At 38.6% G+C, this 18822-nt stretch carries 27 protein-coding genes; 5 read left to right on the top strand and 22 right to left on the bottom strand.

Annotation, left to right across the window (positions count from 1 at the left end):
* Nucleotides 1-41 precede the first annotated feature (41 nt).
* Nucleotides 42-158, top strand: coding sequence for a helix-turn-helix domain-containing protein (locus NKU06_RS10025; protein ID WP_254730649.1), 117 nt, complete (start codon nt 42-44; stop codon nt 156-158).
* 464 nt (nt 159-622) lie between these two features.
* Nucleotides 623-736 (top strand): IS3 family transposase, encoded by a 114-nt coding sequence (locus NKU06_RS11725; RefSeq protein WP_371928050.1) that lies wholly within the window; start codon nt 623-625, stop codon nt 734-736.
* Between the two features lie 38 nt (nt 737-774).
* On the opposite strand, the gene NKU06_RS10030 is transcribed toward NKU06_RS11725, so the two are convergent.
* Together NKU06_RS10030 and NKU06_RS10035 are read right to left on the bottom strand one after the other, a co-directional pair.
* Nucleotides 775-1755: a DUF1542 domain-containing protein gene (locus NKU06_RS10030; protein ID WP_254730652.1), complete on the bottom strand. Its 981-nt coding sequence runs from the start codon at nt 1753-1755 to the stop codon at nt 775-777.
* Nucleotides 1756-1864: 109 nt separating this feature from the next.
* Entirely contained in the window at nt 1865-2017 is a 153-nt protein-coding gene (locus NKU06_RS10035; protein WP_254730655.1) for a hypothetical protein, read from the bottom strand.
* A gap of 277 nt (nt 2018-2294) precedes the next feature.
* Between NKU06_RS10035 and NKU06_RS10040 the strand changes: the two genes are divergently transcribed.
* Complete coding sequence (locus tag NKU06_RS10040) at nt 2295-2603, top strand: transposase (protein WP_254729037.1); 309 nt, start codon at nt 2295-2297, stop codon at nt 2601-2603.
* Entirely contained in the window at nt 2603-3469 is an 867-nt protein-coding gene (locus tag NKU06_RS10045) for an IS3 family transposase (protein ID WP_305884404.1), read from the top strand. The genes NKU06_RS10040 and NKU06_RS10045 overlap by 1 nt, the downstream gene beginning before the upstream one ends.
* On the opposite strand, the gene NKU06_RS10050 is transcribed toward NKU06_RS10045, so the two are convergent.
* Together NKU06_RS10050 and NKU06_RS10055 are read right to left on the bottom strand one after the other, a co-directional pair.
* Nucleotides 3455-4537, bottom strand: a complete 1083-nt coding sequence (locus NKU06_RS10050; protein ID WP_254730661.1) for a type VI immunity family protein — start codon at nt 4535-4537, stop codon at nt 3455-3457. The two genes, NKU06_RS10045 and NKU06_RS10050, sit on opposite strands and share 15 nt — an antisense overlap.
* An 85-nt stretch (nt 4538-4622) precedes the next feature.
* Complete coding sequence (locus NKU06_RS10055) at nt 4623-4952, bottom strand: hypothetical protein (RefSeq protein ID WP_254730664.1); 330 nt, start codon at nt 4950-4952, stop codon at nt 4623-4625.
* A 399-nt stretch (nt 4953-5351) separates the two neighbouring features.
* On the opposite strand from NKU06_RS10055, the gene NKU06_RS10060 reads away from it, so the two are divergent.
* A complete protein-coding gene (locus NKU06_RS10060; RefSeq protein ID WP_254728721.1) occupies nt 5352-6005 on the top strand; it encodes an IS1595 family transposase in 654 nt (217 codons plus the stop codon).
* Here NKU06_RS10060 and NKU06_RS10065 read toward each other — a convergent pair.
* The 18 genes from NKU06_RS10065 to NKU06_RS10150 form a co-directional block, all read right to left on the bottom strand.
* Complete coding sequence (locus tag NKU06_RS10065; RefSeq protein WP_254730667.1) at nt 6002-6178, bottom strand: hypothetical protein; 177 nt, start codon at nt 6176-6178, stop codon at nt 6002-6004. The genes NKU06_RS10060 and NKU06_RS10065 overlap by 4 nt on opposite strands.
* Before the next feature lie 163 nt (nt 6179-6341).
* Nucleotides 6342-6845, bottom strand: a complete 504-nt coding sequence (locus NKU06_RS10070) for a hypothetical protein (protein WP_254730670.1) — start codon at nt 6843-6845, stop codon at nt 6342-6344.
* Nucleotides 6829-7401 (bottom strand): DUF2345 domain-containing protein, encoded by a 573-nt coding sequence (locus NKU06_RS10075; RefSeq protein WP_254730673.1) that lies wholly within the window; start codon nt 7399-7401, stop codon nt 6829-6831. The genes NKU06_RS10070 and NKU06_RS10075 overlap by 17 nt, the downstream gene beginning before the upstream one ends.
* Before the next feature lie 19 nt (nt 7402-7420).
* Nucleotides 7421-7816, bottom strand: coding sequence for a hypothetical protein (locus NKU06_RS10080; protein ID WP_254730676.1), 396 nt, complete (start codon nt 7814-7816; stop codon nt 7421-7423).
* A gap of 105 nt (nt 7817-7921) precedes the next feature.
* Entirely contained in the window at nt 7922-8881 is a 960-nt protein-coding gene (locus NKU06_RS10085; RefSeq protein ID WP_254730679.1) for a PoNe immunity protein domain-containing protein, read from the bottom strand.
* Nucleotides 8882-8909: 28 nt separating this feature from the next.
* Complete coding sequence (locus NKU06_RS10090) at nt 8910-9083, bottom strand: hypothetical protein (protein WP_254730682.1); 174 nt, start codon at nt 9081-9083, stop codon at nt 8910-8912.
* Nucleotides 9084-9465: 382 nt separating this feature from the next.
* Nucleotides 9466-10650: a hypothetical protein gene (locus NKU06_RS10095; RefSeq protein WP_254730685.1), complete on the bottom strand. Its 1185-nt coding sequence runs from the start codon at nt 10648-10650 to the stop codon at nt 9466-9468.
* A 53-nt stretch (nt 10651-10703) separates the two neighbouring features.
* Nucleotides 10704-11057 carry a polymorphic toxin type 44 domain-containing protein gene (locus tag NKU06_RS10100; RefSeq protein WP_254730688.1) on the bottom strand — a complete coding sequence of 118 codons (354 nt, stop codon included), beginning with the start codon at nt 11055-11057 and terminating at the stop codon, nt 10704-10706.
* A 238-nt stretch (nt 11058-11295) separates the two neighbouring features.
* Complete coding sequence (locus tag NKU06_RS10105; protein WP_254730691.1) at nt 11296-11919, bottom strand: hypothetical protein; 624 nt, start codon at nt 11917-11919, stop codon at nt 11296-11298.
* On the bottom strand, nt 11916-12758 hold the full coding sequence (locus NKU06_RS10110; protein ID WP_254729032.1) for an integrase core domain-containing protein: 843 nt from the start codon (nt 12756-12758) through the stop codon (nt 11916-11918). Before NKU06_RS10110 ends, NKU06_RS10105 begins: the two co-directional genes overlap by 4 nt.
* A 15-nt stretch (nt 12759-12773) precedes the next feature.
* Nucleotides 12774-13085, bottom strand: coding sequence for a hypothetical protein (locus NKU06_RS10115; protein WP_254730694.1), 312 nt, complete (start codon nt 13083-13085; stop codon nt 12774-12776).
* Nucleotides 13086-13870: 785 nt separating this feature from the next.
* Nucleotides 13871-14905: a hypothetical protein gene (locus NKU06_RS10120; protein WP_254730698.1), complete on the bottom strand. Its 1035-nt coding sequence runs from the start codon at nt 14903-14905 to the stop codon at nt 13871-13873.
* 242 nt (nt 14906-15147) lie between these two features.
* Nucleotides 15148-16053 carry an IS3 family transposase gene (locus NKU06_RS10125; protein WP_371928036.1) on the bottom strand — a complete coding sequence of 302 codons (906 nt, stop codon included), beginning with the start codon at nt 16051-16053 and terminating at the stop codon, nt 15148-15150.
* The gene (locus NKU06_RS10130) at nt 16014-16322 is read right to left on the bottom strand and encodes a transposase (protein WP_254729037.1); all 309 of its coding nucleotides are present in this window, start codon (nt 16320-16322) and stop codon (nt 16014-16016) included. Before NKU06_RS10130 ends, NKU06_RS10125 begins: the two co-directional genes overlap by 40 nt.
* Nucleotides 16323-16396: 74 nt before the next feature.
* Nucleotides 16397-16864 carry a hypothetical protein gene (locus tag NKU06_RS10135; RefSeq protein WP_254730701.1) on the bottom strand — a complete coding sequence of 156 codons (468 nt, stop codon included), beginning with the start codon at nt 16862-16864 and terminating at the stop codon, nt 16397-16399.
* Nucleotides 16865-16879: 15 nt separating this feature from the next.
* Nucleotides 16880-17248 carry a hypothetical protein gene (locus NKU06_RS10140; RefSeq protein ID WP_254730704.1) on the bottom strand — a complete coding sequence of 123 codons (369 nt, stop codon included), beginning with the start codon at nt 17246-17248 and terminating at the stop codon, nt 16880-16882.
* Nucleotides 17249-17433: 185 nt separating this feature from the next.
* Nucleotides 17434-18339 carry an IS3 family transposase gene (locus NKU06_RS10145; protein ID WP_371928036.1) on the bottom strand — a complete coding sequence of 302 codons (906 nt, stop codon included), beginning with the start codon at nt 18337-18339 and terminating at the stop codon, nt 17434-17436.
* Nucleotides 18300-18608, bottom strand: a complete 309-nt coding sequence (locus NKU06_RS10150; RefSeq protein ID WP_254729037.1) for a transposase — start codon at nt 18606-18608, stop codon at nt 18300-18302. Before NKU06_RS10150 ends, NKU06_RS10145 begins: the two co-directional genes overlap by 40 nt.
* Between the last annotated feature and the right edge of the window lie 214 nt (nt 18609-18822).

The raw sequence follows: 18822 nt of genomic DNA on the forward strand, positions 1-18822 counted from the left end.
GAACCGCACCCCAAAAGTTATACAACCTTTGGGGTGTTTTTATGACCAAATACACAATGGGCTTTAAACTGTCCGTCATTCAGCATTATTTAACAGGACATAGTTACCGCAGCACAGCCAAATCGTTTGGTATTAAACGCCCTATCATCCAAAACTGAGTGAATCTCTACCAAACTCATGGTATTGATGGTATTCGCACAGGAACAAGCAAAGCTAGTCATTCACTAGAATTTAACATCAAAATGAGGATAAACCATGAGACGACCAAGACGAAGCTTTGGTGCAGAGTTTAAATTAGAAACAGTAAAATTAGCCACAGACAAAGGCTACAGCGATTTTAATATCTCTTAAGAGCAAAAATATCAAGCAATCAAGACATTAAAATCGCATGGCATCAAAGCATGACTACAAGCAAAAGGTATCACGGTTGGCTTATATTTAGTGCGTAAGCTCATGAAGCAGCAAGGCTTATTTAGCAAACAACCGCAAAAATGGCGTTATCAAGACAAAGACCGCCAGATATTTGATAATATTCTGGCATGACAGCTTAATGGAGCGATGGTCTCGTAGTTTTAAACATGAGTGGATGCCAAAAGGCGGTTATCGTGATGTTGAAAGTGTAATGAAGGATGTCAAAGACTATGTGATGTATTATAATCACATTCGCTCACATCAATACAATCAAGGTCTGGCACCAGTTCCAGCAAAATCAACTTATCAGGGACTGTTGAATTAGTTGATCGCTACAGATTGGTGTACCACTACAAATTAAGATTATTTTGAATTTAGCCGCTCGGCTTGTTGCCATTCCAAAAACTCTTTGGGTAATGGGGCATCGACATAGCTTTCATCAATGGTATAGCCTTTGGCTCGTAGGATATCTTCAGTTTCTTTGCGTTGGGCCTGCCATTTGGGGATGTCGGCGGCGAGTTTTTCCATCCATCTGTCATCTTCTCTATTTAAATAGTGAGAAGTATTGGTTTCTATTTCTAGGCGGGGAGATAAATCATTGACCGATAACCGCAACAGTAGATTTTTACGATAAAAACACACAAAAATATCATCATCTTCAACATATTTTTGCCATTTTTCATAGCTGTCAATATAAAAACCATCCCTATCAATAAGATGGCCATACTTGTAATCACCTTGCAATACCCAAGATTCTTGACCAAAAATCCTAGGCGAATATGGGTACAAATCAGGCTTCCAATTATATTTTTTTAGTACTGCCAAAATGTCTTGGTATTGCTGATAGAGTTTTTTAGAAGTTTCTATCTCGTATTGTTTTTCTTGTTCTTCAAAGGCTTGTGTGATGGCATCTATCTGCTTAGTTTTCTCTTCATTGCTTAGATGTGTAGCATTTTGTATCTCTTCAACTTTATCACTAAAAGCCTCGGATGCTTTTACCGCTCTATGAATATTTCCTGTTGCTTTCAGGTGTGCACTCAAGAACCCTACATTTAGCGGTTCGTTTTCACTTGCCAACATAATATCTGTTTCAAAACCATTCAAAGATAATGCCAGCTCATAATCCTCATCTAATAGCTCCAAGCGCACATTAGGGATTTCCTTATAAGAAAACCTAGGGCGCAAAAAACCCACAGGATAGCCATCATACTCTCTGCTGACAAAGAGATTAGGGTTTCTTTGAATGAGTGTTCTAGCATCTTCACCAAGGCGTACTACCATACGATACTCGCCTTGCTCATTTTTATTTAATACCACAGGTGTGTTGTCTTGTTTTGGTTTCATGTAATACTCCACGCCACTAATAAAAACCAAGGTATATATCAATAGTAAAAATAATACGATAAGGGTTATTACACCCAAAACAGTGTATTTTACTGTTTTTTTAACTACATTAAAAATCACCATCGCCCTCTACAACTTTTCCATTGACAATGGACTGCATATAACCCTCTACTTTTGTCTTATAATTGAGCATAATAAAGTGATAGTCTTTGGCAATTCTGGTGATGAATTCCATTCTTTGTTCAACATCGTATCGACTCATCACCACCCCTATAGCGGATTAGGCATAACAATCGCACCGCCATCCTCTCGGCTAATCAGACGCCAATCGATTGCATTACGTAATCTTTTTTTGCCATCTTCAAGATACACCCCCTCCTCTGGAAAGGGCATGCCTTGTTGTAGATACATACTTTGCCATTCGCCCTCACCAAAAACAAAGCCTACAGGTTGCCACAGGCCACTGTGTGGTGTACCGGTACAATATTCCCAGACACCCCATAAGAGGTTATACTACCCCAAACTAGGAGTAATCTCTCATGACAAAACAGCGTAAGCAGTACAGCACTGAGTTTAAACTAGAAATGGTCAAACTCATTGAAGAGCAAAATCAGCGTGTTGTTGATGTTGCTAGGCAATATGATATCGGTAAATCTACTTTAGAAAACTGGCTTAAACGTTATCGTCTTGAACTTCAAGGCAAGCCATTAGCCACAGGTCATGCTCTAACACCAGAACAACGAGAGCTTGAACGACTTCGTAAAGAAAATGCCCAGCTAAGACTTGAGCGAGATATTTTAAAAAAGGCATCCGCTCTATTAGCACAAGACAGCTTACTATCCCGCTAATAGAGCAATTGATGGGGCAATACAGCATCGGTAAAGCAAAGCTGTGTCAGTTATTTGGTATTTGCCGAAGTACTTATTATGCCAAGCAAAAACCAAAACTGCCAACACGCAAAGAGATTGAGTTACGCTTATGGGTAAAACAGGCATTTGATTGCTCCAAAGGGTCAGCAGGATCTAGAAGTATTGCTGCTATGGTTAGTCGTGCTCATCAGATTAAACTAACACGCTATAAAGCGCGTCAATTAATGAGAGCACAAGGACTCATCAGTCGCCAAAGCATCAAGCATCGCTATCGCTTAGCTGATCAAGCACATACAGCGCATGACAACTTGCTAAAACGGCAGTTTGCACCAGCTGCACCCAATCAAGTATGGGTATCGGATGTGACGTATATTCACACCAAAGCAGGATTTTGTTATTTGGCTGTGGTGATGGATTTATATGCCAGACACATCATTGGCTTTGCCATGAGTGATCATCCAAACAGTGAGCTGACCACCAAAGCATTAACCATGGCTTATACCATACGCTTTCAGCCAACCGGTGTGTTATTTCATTCAGATCAAGGATCTCATTACACCAGTCGCGCCTTTGCTGATGCCGTTGCTAGATGTAAGATGACACACAGTATGAGTAGAAAGGGCAACTGCTGGGATAATGCACCAACAGAGCGTTTCTTTCGAAGTTTTAAATATGAGTGGATGCCAAAACATGGCTATGAGAATATCCAAGAAGCAAAAGTAGACGTGGCAAATTATATCCTTGGCTATTACAGTCAACTCAGACCCCACAGCTTTAATAACTACCTAAGCCCTGTCGAAAAAGAACGACAGTTTTTTAACAAAACCCTCTTAGGGGTTGTTTGAAAATAGTTGACCGGTACATGGTACGATATGATAAGGGCGATTGCTAAACGCTTGCCCAAAGATGGGGACTAAATTTGGCTTATTACCCTTAGGGTTTAGCACCCCTTCTTCAAAGTTGTCATTATCCCAACGTCTAAGCCAATAATAAGCATTAATCCAAAAAAATGCACCACTGCCATATTGTGTATGTGGCGTTTGAATAGGACGTGTTAAATGCGCTGCCACCACATAAGCAAGAGGCAGTGGCTGATGCTTGTTGGCAACTCTAGGCAAGCTGCCTGCCTGTATAACCATGGTCTGTCCTACCATCCTTACCTCAACCTGTGGATAGGCATTGAGAGTTTGGGCATAATACGGCTGTCCCACCACTTTATCCACAAAGGGCTGACCAATAAAGCTCAGCCAGCTGATACTGCGAATACCATCATACCAATCACTGGTTGAGAACGCCGAACCATCTGCGGTAATGCCCCAATAGTCTTTGGCAACATCAGCCTCATAATATTCATAAGGATGTCTGTCGTAGGGTAATCGCGTGCTTAAACCTGCATAACCGTGAAATATCTCACCATCATAGGTACTAAGCACATCATCCACCCAATCTTGGATCTCAGCTCTGCCCTCTGCGGTGTACAGTAAACTTACTGGCAGATGAATTTTTAAATAGCTCAAAAAACTTCGTGCCAGCGTCCCAATAAAATAATCTTCAGCAAACTCTCCTGAGGTATTGGAAGTGATGTGCCATTCTATGGCATCAGAATAATCTTCAAACGCCAAAAATTTAGCCTTAGTACTCTCAAAACTTTTGTCGGTTAATTTAACAAAACCTCTTGAGCCTTTTTTAAAATGCGCTTTCATCGGATAGCGAGCTTTGAATCTTTCTAGTAGATTGATGGTTTTTAGTTTTTTTTCTGGACTATTATCATTTTTAAAATAAACCAAAATAATAAACGACAGCTTGGCATAAATATCGCCTGTCTGTTTTTGTAACAAAATCTCATCTTCTGCCTTTTTTAGCTCATAGATAATGGCTTCATCGGTGGGTGGGGTGTATTCGATGTTAATCATAAAGAACTCCTTGTATCGTTGAATATTATTAGGGTTTGATAATATATTAGGAATTGATCAAATTGTAATTATAACAAATTACAATTCATTCATCATCAATGTATTCAAAAAACAAATCCATACAGCTCCCGCCCGCCACATAGAGTGAACGGGTTTTAATTGGCTTAGATCGCTTATTAACCAATTCCAAACTTTCAGCATTGGCTGTGGTTACTATCATGGTTTCGCCACGTGCATTTGTTCTACCTTGAATCTTTTTGCCATTGCTGACATTGATTTGATATGGATAATTCGCCAATGGTTGATTGGTTCGGCTAGATGCAATGATATATTGACCAACAAATAAATTTTTAAGCTTAGGTATGATCATCTCCACCCTCTCCCCTCCCATCATCACCTTCTCATTACTCTTCACCCTAAACACCCCAGAGGTAGCTGCATTTATTTCCTATATTCTATATTGTAATTTAGATATGTTTTATTTTTAGGTGATATTTGATAGATAATTTTCTATGAACAATAGGATTTCTCAATTCTTCTAAGAAATAAGAAATACTAAAAAATCCATGCTTTAAATATGTTAAGCACCACAATTTATTACTAATAAATTTGAATATAATATTGTCATTCTCAATTTTTACACCCAAAAAAATATCTGTTTCATACATTAAACCCATCCACAAACTATCAAGAACTAATGCATTCATTGTATCAATTAGATAAACACTTAATGTTTCTTCAAAAGGACAATCATAAGTTACAAATAAAATAAATTGGGGCTGTAGTAGATTAGCACTTATGCTATACTACAAACATGAAGATAACTCGTTGTAAATTAAGTAAAAAAGTTCAAATAAAACTGCTTGAATTTTTTGTTGCACAAGTTACTGCTAGAACAGCAAGTGATTTGCTTGGCATTCAGCACAATTCAGCAGCTTTATTTTACCGCAAAATCAGACTTGTGATAGAATATAATCTCAACCTTGAAGCTCACACTTTGTTTGATGGTGAAGTAGAGCTTGATGAAAGCTACTTCGGTGGCATTCGCAAAGGTAAGCGAGGTCGTGGCGCTGGTGGTAAAACAGCTGTATTTGGTCTTTTGAAGCGTAATGGCAAGGTTTATACTGTTGTGGTAAAAGATACCAAGCAAAGCACCTTAATGCCTATCATCTCAAGCAAAATCAAGCCAGATAGCATCGTTTACACAGATAGTTACAGAAGCTATAATGCTCTTGATGTGAGTGAGTTTAAACACTTTCGCATCAATCATTCCAAAGAGTTTGTCAAAGACCACAACCACATCAACGGCATTGAAAATTTCTGGTCTCAAGCTAAACGAGTACTTAGAAAATACAATGGCATTGACAAGAAAAACTTCCATCTTTTTATCAAAGAATGTGAGTTTAGATTTAACTACAGTACACCATCTAATCAGCTTAAAATATTGAGAAAATGGTGTGGGATTTAGACCTTATCTACTACAGCCCCAATAAATTTATTTATATCTACTTCCACCACAGCATTTAAAAAACATCCATCAACAATGATGTTTAGTGGCTTATTATTCAATAATATAAATAGTTTTTGATTTTTTTCATTGTCTGTTATCACCTGGGCGGTAATATCATTAAAAATTCTCATATATATTCTCTATGACCTTGACTATGGACTCTTTGTGGCTTAAGATTAACTGTATGATAATCGGGAAGATTTAAGTCTGAACTAGACTCTCGTCTTGAAAGAGCGTACAAAAACCCTTTTCTGTTATCAGGATAGGTATTGCCTTTAACTGGTTTTACAAAACTCATTGATTGACTCCTCCGTATGTTTGATTGGCGATGTAGTTTTGCAATACTTGCACCACTTTTTTATTGGTAACAAGTGTTCCCATATAACCAACCCTGCCATTCGAAATATCTTGAGTATAATCTCTATCTACGACAGCCAATAAATATTCCTTGTTTGTCTTATTTAGTAAAATAAAAACATATGTCGGCGTGTTTTTATCATAAATATGATAAATGTAAAAATCTTGGTTTTTTATAGATACAAGTGTGCAATCATAAGGGCTTGACAGCCATGCATATTTATTGCTTGATTTTTCATTATTAATTAAGTTATGTCTTTTTAAAATTCTTTGTTGCGATTTAAGTCTAATTTGATCACCACAAATGCTTTCATTTACTATCTCGCGATAAATAATATCTTTACCTAAATTTGTTTCCAGGGAATAACCAGTATTAGCATTACTAGTGCATACAAATAAAAGCAAAGTAAATGTCAACAAAAATCTAACTGCCAAAATCATGATAATCCTCCTCTAGATTATCTTCAATATTTAGGTTGTTGTCCATTGAATTTAATTTCATATCTTCGGTTTCGCATGCGCAACAAATAGACTCATCCGAATCTGAAACACTGAAATTATCTTGAACTTCGTACATAATCAACTCATCGCTATTATCATGACCTATAATAACTGCTTCTATTTCGTCTTGATCGTTGCCAAATACCCTGGTTGTTCTACCTAATTCATCTAAAAATCCTGTCATACTGGTATTTTTCGAGTGATTAATCAGCTTGTATTTAACCCCTCTCTTTAACTCTTCTAAATCAAATAATTGGCTAAAGTCAAATCGTCTGCTATATATACCAGAAGTTGGAAATGACGGTAGTTCTGCCAAAACCCTCTCCCCTCCTTCCATCACCTTCTCATTACTCTTAACTTGAAAGGTGTTTGGGGTGGTGAGGAAGATGCCTTGGTTGTTGATGAGTAGTTCTGACCCTGCAGCTTTGACTCTAAACTCTTTGGGGCTTGTGAGTTGGATGGTATGTTCATTAGGGGCAAAGTCTAATTTTATCATGAAAAATATCTATTAGACCTTAAATTTCATCATGACATATAAAACAAACATACTCTGTAGTGGACATTTCACATATCCGATAGCCGCCAATAATGGCATCATATTCTTTGTTTAGGTATTTATTTTTGGTGGTGATATTTTCAGAATATTTTAAAAAGGTATAATTTTCATCATCATTACCCGAATCTATTTTGATATGAGTTTTTGCCCAGTTTTCTAGATATGAACAACTTGGTTTGTTAAAGTAATTGGACTTTATAATAAAGGTTTTGTGAGATTTTGAGCCAGGGAATATCTCTTCAAGGTATTGAGCTCTATAAATCTCAACTTCTTGATTGTGACTATACCAAACATATAAGCCTCCAAGAAAAATGATGGATAAAATCATAAAAAATTTAAAGATTGATTTGTACATTTTGTTCTTCTATAAGCTTGACCATTTCTAGTTTAAACTCAGTGCTGCACTGCTTACGCTGTTTTGTCATGAGAGATTACTCCTGGTTTGGGGTAGTATAACCGCTTATGGGGCGTCTAGGAATATTGTAGTGGTACAGCCTGAGACAGTGGCAGACTGGTTTTCTTGTAGAATATTTGCGGTGTCATATTTAAGATGAGGCGATGATATAATAGGCTTGGGATGGTGTTGTCTTGCCCATGCAACCAGATCTTTGGGATAATGAATGAATTTTTGCAAAGGCGTGTCGTCTAGATCAAATAGATAAACAAGGCAAGCTGGGATAAAGTCCCAATAGCCAAAGTAGCCATATTCATCTTCCATTCTAAGGTGGCTATTATGCCACAGCTTATCATTGTGGTATTCGTACCATTCTTCTAGATTTTGTCTAAGTTCATCAATGATGGTGTCTTTGATTTTTTGGGTATTGCCTTTGTGATGATACAAATCATCTAGGCAGTCGCAGATAATTGTATACCAAGGGTTGTTGTATAAACCGCCGTCCACATTGCCAGCTCGCACTTCTTGCACAAGACCACTAAGTCTAAATAAACGGTCAGTCATTGCATCGGTGGCATCAAAGACATCTTGGTTTTGACCTTCTGCCAACAGCTTAATTTTAGGCAATAAATCACGGCAATCTAACAAATAAGCTAGGCTGATAAATTGTAGGACTTTGTCAGAATTAGAACCTAAAACACTTGGTAGACTACCCTCCTTATAATGATGCTTGGCAATGGCAGCCGCTTCATGCTCTTTGCATTCGATACATTTGTATAGATAAGGGATAAGGGTGTTGATGTCATCACCTGCGGTATAGGCAAGTAGGAGTTGTTCGTAATAGGCATTAAATAACATTATCCAGTCTGGCTGTAAGTCTACTGCTAAAAAATTAAATTCATTCTCATAATAGTTATTGTCTGTTGACATATACTCAATAAAATCATCCCAATAAGGTTTAATCTTTTCATAATACGCTTTGGTCATAAACTTCTGACGGCGTTTTTGGATAAAGGTGTTTGGCATAAGATGCTCCTAGGTTGGTGTTAATGGATTATTTTGCTTTTTTAGTCTGTTTGGGCTTGGCTTGAGCTTTTGGTTTGTTGGCATTGGCAACACGACCGTTGATGGATTTATCAATTTCTGCGTCCGTCCAATGAAAGGTGGGGGTGTGGTTTTGCTCATGATCTTCATCGTTGATGGATTGACCTTTTGCCAATAGTTCCATGTGGATTTCGGTGGCAGGTGTCTTGATGGAAAAACCAAACTGGATCAGGCAGACAAACAAACAACAATAAACAAAGATGCAAGCGTATGTTGACAAATTGCACTAATGAATTAAATTATCATAAATATAGGGGGTTGGTCAATGGGATAAAAATAGAGCTGTACCAGTACAACCTAAGCCCTGTTGAAAAAGAACGACAGTTTTTTAACAAAACCCTCTCGGGGGGTTGTTTGAAAATAGTTGGCTGGTACAGTACGAGTATTGGCGGGCTTGCTAGTTGGTGCGACACCTATAGGGGTGCGTGTTGCTTTTTTTGGCAGGGCTTGCTCCTGTACCGCCTGACTGATCATGTGCCATGATAATCTCCTAGACTCAACTCTTATTATCTGTCAACTTCTGTAACATCCACTACTTCAGACAACAGTTTTTTATCGCCTTGCTTATACCACACATTGAGTGTGTCATCAGCAAACAGCTCCACCTCTATCTCAACAGGTTGACTGGTGTCAAAGTTATCTTGCCAGAATTGGTAAAGCTCGGTGGAGTGCTTGCCACCCAAGCTAGATTCATTTCCAGATAGATTTATAAAATAACGATACGCCTGATCCTCAACTAAAAAATCAATCATTAGTGTTACAGGAATAGCATGCAGAGGGGTGGTTTGTTCTTTGGGCTTGTGAACAATCCGAACCTCGCCGTTGAGCATTTGAGATTCGTATGCAAGCAATTTGGCATTACGTCCTGAAATCTTAAAAGTCCATTGCACAGGATTAAAAAAACCTTCGTGGTAGTAGAGAGGCATTTGCTTCATTATCTCAAAATCTTCTGGTCTGCGAAATGCTTGAATGAAGGCTTCCCTGTCGTCAATATCAATATGTGTACCTCCTATGGTTTTGTAGCTGTGCTCGCCTTGTTTTAATGCTTGGTATTCTTCCTTATTGGTAGCAGTATCCAATTTCCACTGCCACCAGTCATAATCAATAGGCTTGCCTTGATAAACACCAAGTAGCTTAGCTTCGTAGCCTGAGACATAAACATAGACTTTGCCTTTGGGAGCAATGAGAAAGACTAAATGTTCGTAGTTACGGTCATTGGAGAGAGCACGATGTTCACTATTATAAAATAGTTTAAAAATTTTTTCGTCAAACGACTCCTTAATTTCAGTATAAGGCAGCCATCCTTCCAACTCAAAAAACTGACCCTGTCCTTGCCCTTCGTACATGGATAGCCACATCAACTTAAAACCTGCAGGAATCTCCCATGTGCCTTCCGTGCGTTGCATACTGTCCAAGCCAATAGAAGCATCGACCACACCTGAGCCACCAGAAGAACCAATATAATTAAACCAAAAAATTGGCTGACCATCCTTACCAATCAAGTGCGAATTGAAATTAGTTTGTACATCATTGCCGCGAATGGTATTGACACCGACGCTATATTCTGCCTTACCAATCGTCTGATGCCTCTTATAAATAGACATACCAGTCAATAGTCCTAATATTAGGACAAGCCCTATTAATCTACCAAATTTGTTTAAATTAAGGTTGCTTTGCTTAGTCTCTTCCATAAACATCCTATAACCTTACCTTTGTAAGCATTTTATCCTTTTTCACGCCCTCCTTACAAATCATTCCCCTCCAAATCTTGATAAATAGAAATTTTCTCACTGCTAAATCCTGTATTAATTCGCATAGTATAGGTATGATCATCCAAGGTATCCGCCCTAGGAAGTCTTTTTTCTTTGAATGCAGGTTTAATATCACTCCCGACTTGTTGCACCCAAGAACCTGAGAGTAAGACTTTTTCAGAAAATCCAACACTTAGTCCTAAGTATCCATAATGAATATTTGACCACACATCATAGAAATAGTCATAATCTTTATATTTATGATAATGGCTTTCGGAAGGTATACCTCTTTGCGTTGGTCTATGTACCGTAATTTTGCTGTTTTTATTAAATCTATCATCTTTCACTAGTTGCCACTTATGATCCCAAGGGTTGCCTGTATCAACTATGCCTATCCATAATGATAAAGCAATGCCACCTCTGCGACTATTGACAGGATAGCGACACCCATCCAATAAAATCTGCCTTTTTCAGATTTTGGCATTGTTCATCAACCATACATAACTCAACCCACCATTCCACTTAGCAAAGAGTAGATTTAAAGAGTTTTCAATCATCTTTTTGCACTTGGATTGTATATTCAAGCTAATAAGCAGGCTCTATAATATACTGCCACATATCAGGGTCTTGGTAGGATTCGTCAATACGAAAGCCTGCACGGATGGCTGTATCTTCTTCGTCTTGGCGGACTCTTTTGTCTGTTTCATACTCATCATCATACTCTTGTTTTAACTCTTCAATTGTTTCACCCCTAATGCTACGATAGAAATCATATTTGGCAGTGTTAAATTCATAACGTACTTGATAATATTTAAGGTCAGGCTGACCAGAGATGGGATTTGGCTTGGTTTCAAATGGGCTAATCTTTATCCAAACAACAATATCACGAAGATAAAGATTTGAGTTAAATACAAAACCATAGCCATCTTTTTCTTGCTTGGCAATCATATATTGCCACTCCTCAAAGGTTAGGGGTGTTAAGCTATCCGATGAAAATCTTGTATTAAACACATATCTATCATCAGGTACATCATCAGGGTTATCATAAGTTAAGATTTTAACATTATCCTCTTTGGCAATTCTAGCATTCCAAGGTCTAAAATACTGTTGCCACCCTGCCTGTTTAAAAGCAGTGATAAGTGCTACATAGTCTTGATAGGCTTGTTCAGCAGTGGCAAACTTTGTTTTACTAAGGTGTAAGAAACTCAAGCGTTATTTACACTTTGCTTAAAATAAAACTCTAACCACTCATAAGGAGTAAAAGTTAAAGTCTTGCCAGTAGTCTCATCTTTCTTACTTAAAGATGAGTGCGGTCTAACAGTGTTGTAGAAATTAAGAAATCTGGTTAATTCTTGCTTTCTATGCTCACTGCTGACAAATTCATGTTTATCATGCCAAAGCTCCATTAATGTTCGTATGACCCTTTCAGCTTTGCCGTTGGTTTGTGGCCTACCTACTTTGGTAAATTTTTGATTGATGTTGTTTTGATAGCAGGCTTGAGAAAATTCATGGTCTTTTGTGCCTTTATATTCTGTGCCATTGTCAGAATAAATCACATCAATTTTGTAGGGGCATGGCTCTATCACTTGTTCTACAAGAAACTGTGTTGCACTAAAGGCTGTTTTATCCGGCATGATGTCAGCATACAATTCGCGAGAATAGTCATCTATGGCAACAAATAGATATTCTCTAGGACTGTTGGCATTTTGTCCTTTGAGCAAGGGCAGGCGTTTGGTGTCCACATGCACCATCTCACCAGGATAGGACTTATTGTATCGCTTGGCTTGCTTTTTGAGCTTATCCTGTATGGATTGTTCAACTTTAGCAAGGCGTTTAATACCATATTTGGCTTGTTTAAAGCGATTGTTGGTACTGGCTTGGGGCTTGAGTAGCTTAACACGAGCAAGTTTTAAGACTTTGTAAATGGTAGGTCTTGATACTTTGTACTCCAATGCTAGTGAAGTAACTGACTGCCTGTTCTTGTGATAAGCAGTCCAAATGGCTTCCCGTTGGTAGGGAAGCAATCGTGTATTTTTATGAATGTTCATTTGCAGTATTTTACCTTAATACTGTAAACAACGGTAGTTTATCTTACAACTAAGGTCTGCATGCACATCAAGACCACCGATGCCATGGGTGTGTCTGCTGTTTTTAGTACCCATTGCCCAGATGACATTAGAAATGGTCGTAGTTGAGCCAAAGTGGTTAAGATTGATAACTCCTGTGTTATTCAAATCCCAATGTAATTCATAAAAACTCATAATCTCAGGATAATCATCACTCTCACCATGCGTATAAGTATAAAAATCTCGTATACCTTGATGACCAAAATGCAGGGTGACGGTTTGGGGTGTGGGTGGAGTTGTATCCATCATCTGTATAATACCCCTCTCTATTAAGGGATAAAAAAACCATACAAAAAAACCGCCAATACACAAAATAGTCGCTGTGGTAATGGCAATTAAATAATGTTTTAACATCAGCTTTTACCCTCATCATTGTACGGCCATCATTGGCCACTATGCCACACCCGCAAAATCCCAAAAGCTTAGCGGTGAGTACATTTTGATTGATTTATCCAAGTTATTCTACTGGGATTTTGAAACCAGGATTATAAATAACAAACAAAGGATTTGATAAATCTTTTGCATTTGGTTCGGTTAAATAATATGGGAAACCGTAGTCATAAGGGTAATAACCACCGCCCTCAACTTTGAACAGGATACCAGACTTATACCTACAATAATATAGATAAGAACAGAATAAAGCTTAGACGTCAAATTTCGTATCCTATATCGAATTATTGCTTATTTTTTTGACACTCATAATCTAACATCTATCAGACCATGCTTTATGCCAAAAAAACGGGCTGATAGATGTCTAGGCTCAAACCAACTTGGTTCATTTTTATTTATCAATAATACCACCCTTCTGGGATGGAGCATGATACAAGAAATGCACTCGCTATTAAGATAAATATAATATTAATATAAGGTTTAACCATTAAAAAATCTCCTATTCGGTTTGCCATTGTTATCCAGCGTCATCATTAACCCTGACACCTGCTTTCACATTATACAGGTTGTTGCCTGTGCCATCAAAAAATATATTCAAGGTTAAGACATCAACAACAACCAAGACCGATGAATCTTTATTAAGATTATTTTGAATTTGATTGCTTGGCTTGTTGCCACTCCAAAAACTCTTTGGGCAGTGGGGCATCAACATAGCTTTCATCAATGGTATAGCCTTTGGCTCGCAGGATATCTTCAGCTTCTTTGCGCTCAGCTTGCCATTTGGGGATGTCGGTGGCTAGGTATTCTTTCCATTTTTTGATGCGGGTTTCTTCGTCGTATAAGTAAAAATAGTGAGCTGTGTTGGTTTTTATCTCAATACTTGGTGTAATATTATCCACATTAAGGGTTAACAGCAAATTATCCTTGTAAAATTGCACATAAATACCAGGATTATTGTCTTCCCTAACATTGACATAGCGTTGCCATTTGTCAAAACTGTCGATATAGTAGCCATCTAGTGATACTGAAATTTCGTCTGCTAGATTGTCGCCATTCATTAAAGCTAGTTGCTGAGCACGTTCTATTTCCCAAGCATCTTTGGCAATTACTCGGGGATGAGCAAAAGTATAGTAATTGCCATTTTCATCTGTTGGACCTCCTGCCCGCTCTCCAAAAGACACATAGGGTTTCCATCCATATAATTTAACTCTTTTTAGTAGCTCGGCATATTGGTCGTATAGATGTCGGTTTTTTTCTTGATTAATTTTATCAATTTGCTTTTGAGCTTCTGCTTTTTCTACTTCATCAGTGCTATAGTTTGCCTTGTTATAGAGTTCTTGGTATGCCAGTTCTCTATCCCAATAATCATTGACCACGCCAAACTTTCTTTTTGGTAGGCTGCCATCAAAATATAATATGTTTAATTCACCTCCTTCATCAACCAAAAAAAGATCCGTAAACCCCTGCCAATGAAATGCATATTGCCCCGTTTCATCTAGGATGATGATGTTGGTGTCATAAATTTCAGAGAATGGTACGGTGGGCCTGATAAAGCTAAATCCATAACCTGACTGCGTGGCATCAAAAAACTTGGGATTTTTGTAATACAAATCACAGCCTTCTTTTTTCATTTGAATGATGGCTTGTTTTTGTTCATTGGGGGATGTTTGAGCGTTCATGGTCGTCTCACTTTTAATGGGTGTGCATTTGGCTTGTGCATTGATAAATAATAAAGGCAGTAGCAACAAAGGTACAAGGGCAAAGTATCTGTATTTTATTTTCATTGATGACTACCTCTTAGCTATCTATGTTTTTGTTGGCGATTTGGCGGAGGTAACCCTCAGCTTTTGACCCATAAGTTTTCATAAAGTAGCATGATTATTTATTCAAACTACTGATTATTTGTACCGGTCAACTATTTTCAAACAACCCCTAAGAGGGTTTTGTTAAAAAACTGTCGTTCTTTTTCGACAGGGCTTAGGTAGTTATTAAAGCTGTGGGGTCTGAGTTGACTGTAATAGCCAAGGATATAATTTGCCACGTCTACTTTTGCTTCTTGGATATTCTCATAGCCATGTTTTGGCATCCACTCATATTTAAAACTTCGAAAGAAACGCTCTGTTGGTGCATTATCCCAGCAGTTGCCCTTTCTACTCATACTGTGTGTCATCTTACATCTAGCAACGGCATCAGCAAAGGCGCGACTGGTGTAATGAGATCCTTGATCTGAATGAAATAACACACCGGTTGGCTGAAAGCGTATGGTATAAGCCATGGTTAATGCTTTGGTGGTCAGCTCACTGTTTGGATGATCACTCATGGCAAAGCCAATGATGTGTCTGGCATATAAATCCATCACCACAGCCAAATAACAAAATCCTGCTTTGGTGTGAATATACGTCACATCCGATACCCATACTTGATTGGGTGCAGCTGGTGCAAACTGCCGTTTTAGCAAGTTGTCATGCGCTGTATGTGCTTGATCAGCTAAGCGATAGCGATGCTTGATGCTTTGGCGACTGATGAGTCCTTGTGCTCTCATTAATTGACGCGCTTTATAGCGTGTTAGTTTAATCTGATGAGCACGACTAACCATAGCAGCAATACTTCTAGAGCCTGCCGATCCTTTAGAGCAATCAAACGCTTGTTTTACCCATAGGCGCAGATTAATCTCTTTACGTGTTGGCAGTTTTGGTTTTTGCTTGACATAATAAGTACTTCGGCAAATACCAAATAGCTGACACAGCTTTGCTTTACTGATGCTGTATTGCCCCATCAATTGCTCTATTAGCGGGATAGTAAGCTGTCTTGAGCTAATAGAGCGGATGCCTTTTTTAAAATATCTCGCTCAAGTCTTAGCTGGGCATTTTCTTTACGAAGTCGTTCAAGCTCTCGTTGTTCTGGTGTTAGAGCATGACCTGTGGCTAATGGCTTGCCTTGAAGTTCAAGACGATAACGTTTAAGCCAGTTTTCTAAAGTAGATTTACCGATATCATATTGCCTAGCAACATCAACAACACGCTGATTTTGCTCTTCAATGAGTTTGACCATTTCTAGTTTAAACTCAGTGCTGTACTGCTTACGCTGTTTTGTCATGAGAGATTACTCCTAGTTTGGGGTAGTATAACCTCTTATGGGGTGTCTGGGAATATTGTACCGGTACAATTCATCTAGACACACGGACGTTTACGACCACGAGAATCTTTGCAGGTGGGGTTAGAGGCTTCTTTGATTTTCCAATACTGAAGATGTTCTGCTTTTACTTTAGGAACCCCATTAACACAATCATAATAAGGCAATCCAATAGGAAACTGATGTCTTTGCCAAAAAGCAATAAATTCCGCCTCACTACGGATTTCACGACCTTGACAGTCTTTGGGGAGTTTGGGGGTATCGCCATCACAGATAAAGTTACCGCCGATTTCACGGGGTAAACCATACTTATCTAAAAAACCCAAACCTGATATTTGCTCACCCTGACAACCCCATACATCATCCCCTCGAGCATTTTGAAGTCCACTACGTTTACTTCCACCTGCCCCTGCCTCTTGACCATAACCCTTTAAGGGATTGCAGGCGGTAAGAGTTAGGGATGATGTTAAAAGTAGGGTTAAGGTAAGTAGTGTTTTGGCTCTCATGGTATTTCTCCTTGTTTAACCTTGATAAACAGTTCTATAAAATTGATTGGATTGTGGATTGATTTGGGGGACACTCACTTGTGTACCAATCAGACTTAAAAACTTTCTGTCCATGCTACTACACCAGTGTAGATAGTCATGAAATAGGATTTTACTTTTTTGAGCATCTTGGATACTCACATAGCAGGTCATACCCTGTTGATTGCCATTGATGATGTTTTCATTGACAAAGTATTGGGTTTTGTTGGTTTTGTAGTCTTGGTATTTATTCCAAGCTTTATCAATTAGGTCTTTGGAAAGTCCTTGTAGCATTATATCACCATCAAAAGTGTTTATGTCATATTTACTAAAATCATAATTACGATTAATACCAATATCTTTCATAATTTCAAACATGAGTTTGACAGCGAGTTTGGGGTAGTGTCAAAATGGCGTGAAACTTACTGCTTCACGCCACTTATTTCATCATTAGACACATGGACGTTTACGACCACGAGCGTCTTTGCAGGTGGGGTTTTCTTCTTCTTTGATTTTCCAATACTGAAGATGTTTGTACCGGTCAACTATTTTCAAACAACCCCTAAGAGGGTTTTGTTAAAAAACTGTCGTTCTTTTTCGACAGGGCTTAGGTAGTTATTAAAGCTGTGGGGTCTGAGTTGACTGTAATAGCCAAGGATATAATTTGCCACGTCTACTTTTGCTTCTTGGATATTCTCATAGCCATGTTTTGGCATCCACTCATATTTAAAACTTCGAAAGAAACGCTCTGTTGGTGCATTATCCCAGCAGTTGCCCTTTCTACTCATACTGTGTGTCATCTTACATCTAGCAACGGCATCAGCAAAGGCGCGACTGGTGTAATGAGATCCTTGATCTGAATGAAATAACACACCGGTTGGCTGAAAGCGTATGGTATAAGCCATGGTTAATGCTTTGGTGGTCAGCTCACTGTTTGGATGATCACTCATGGCAAAGCCAATGATGTGTCTGGCATATAAATCCATCACCACAGCCAAATAACAAAATCCTGCTTTGGTGTGAATATACGTCACATCCGATACCCATACTTGATTGGGTGCAGCTGGTGCAAACTGCCGTTTTAGCAAGTTGTCATGCGCTGTATGTGCTTGATCAGCTAAGCGATAGCGATGCTTGATGCTTTGGCGACTGATGAGTCCTTGTGCTCTCATTAATTGACGCGCTTTATAGCGTGTTAGTTTAATCTGATGAGCACGACTAACCATAGCAGCAATACTTCTAGAGCCTGCCGATCCTTTAGAGCAATCAAACGCTTGTTTTACCCATAGGCGCAGATTAATCTCTTTACGTGTTGGCAGTTTTGGTTTTTGCTTGACATAATAAGTACTTCGGCAAATACCAAATAGCTGACACAGCTTTGCTTTACTGATGCTGTATTGCCCCATCAATTGCTCTATTAGCGGGATAGTAAGCTGTCTTGAGCTAATAGAGCGGATGCCTTTTTTAAAATATCTCGCTCAAGTCTTAGCTGGGCATTTTCTTTACGAAGTCGTTCAAGCTCTCGTTGTTCTGGTGTTAGAGCATGACCTGTGGCTAATGGCTTGCCTTGAAGTTCAAGACGATAACGTTTAAGCCAGTTTTCTAAAGTAGATTTACCGATATCATATTGCCTAGCAACATCAACAACACGCTGATTTTGCTCTTCAATGAGTTTGACCATTTCTAGTTTAAACTCAGTGCTGTACTGCTTACGCTGTTTTGTCATGAGAGATTACTCCTAGTTTGGGGTAGTATAACCTCTTATGGGGTGTCTGGGAATATTGTACCGGTACACTTCCCATTTGCCCCTGATTCTTGTCCATAGTCTCTTAAGCCTTTGAATGGATCACAGGCGGTAAGGGTTAGGGATGATAGGAGGATTGATAAAATAAGTATTGTTTTGGTTTTCATGATATTTCTCCTTGTTTAACCTTGATAGA

Origin of the sequence: Moraxella sp. FZLJ2109 (assembly GCF_024296965.1) — a bacterium.
In the GTDB taxonomy this organism is placed as follows: Bacteria; Pseudomonadota; Gammaproteobacteria; order Pseudomonadales; family Moraxellaceae; genus Moraxella.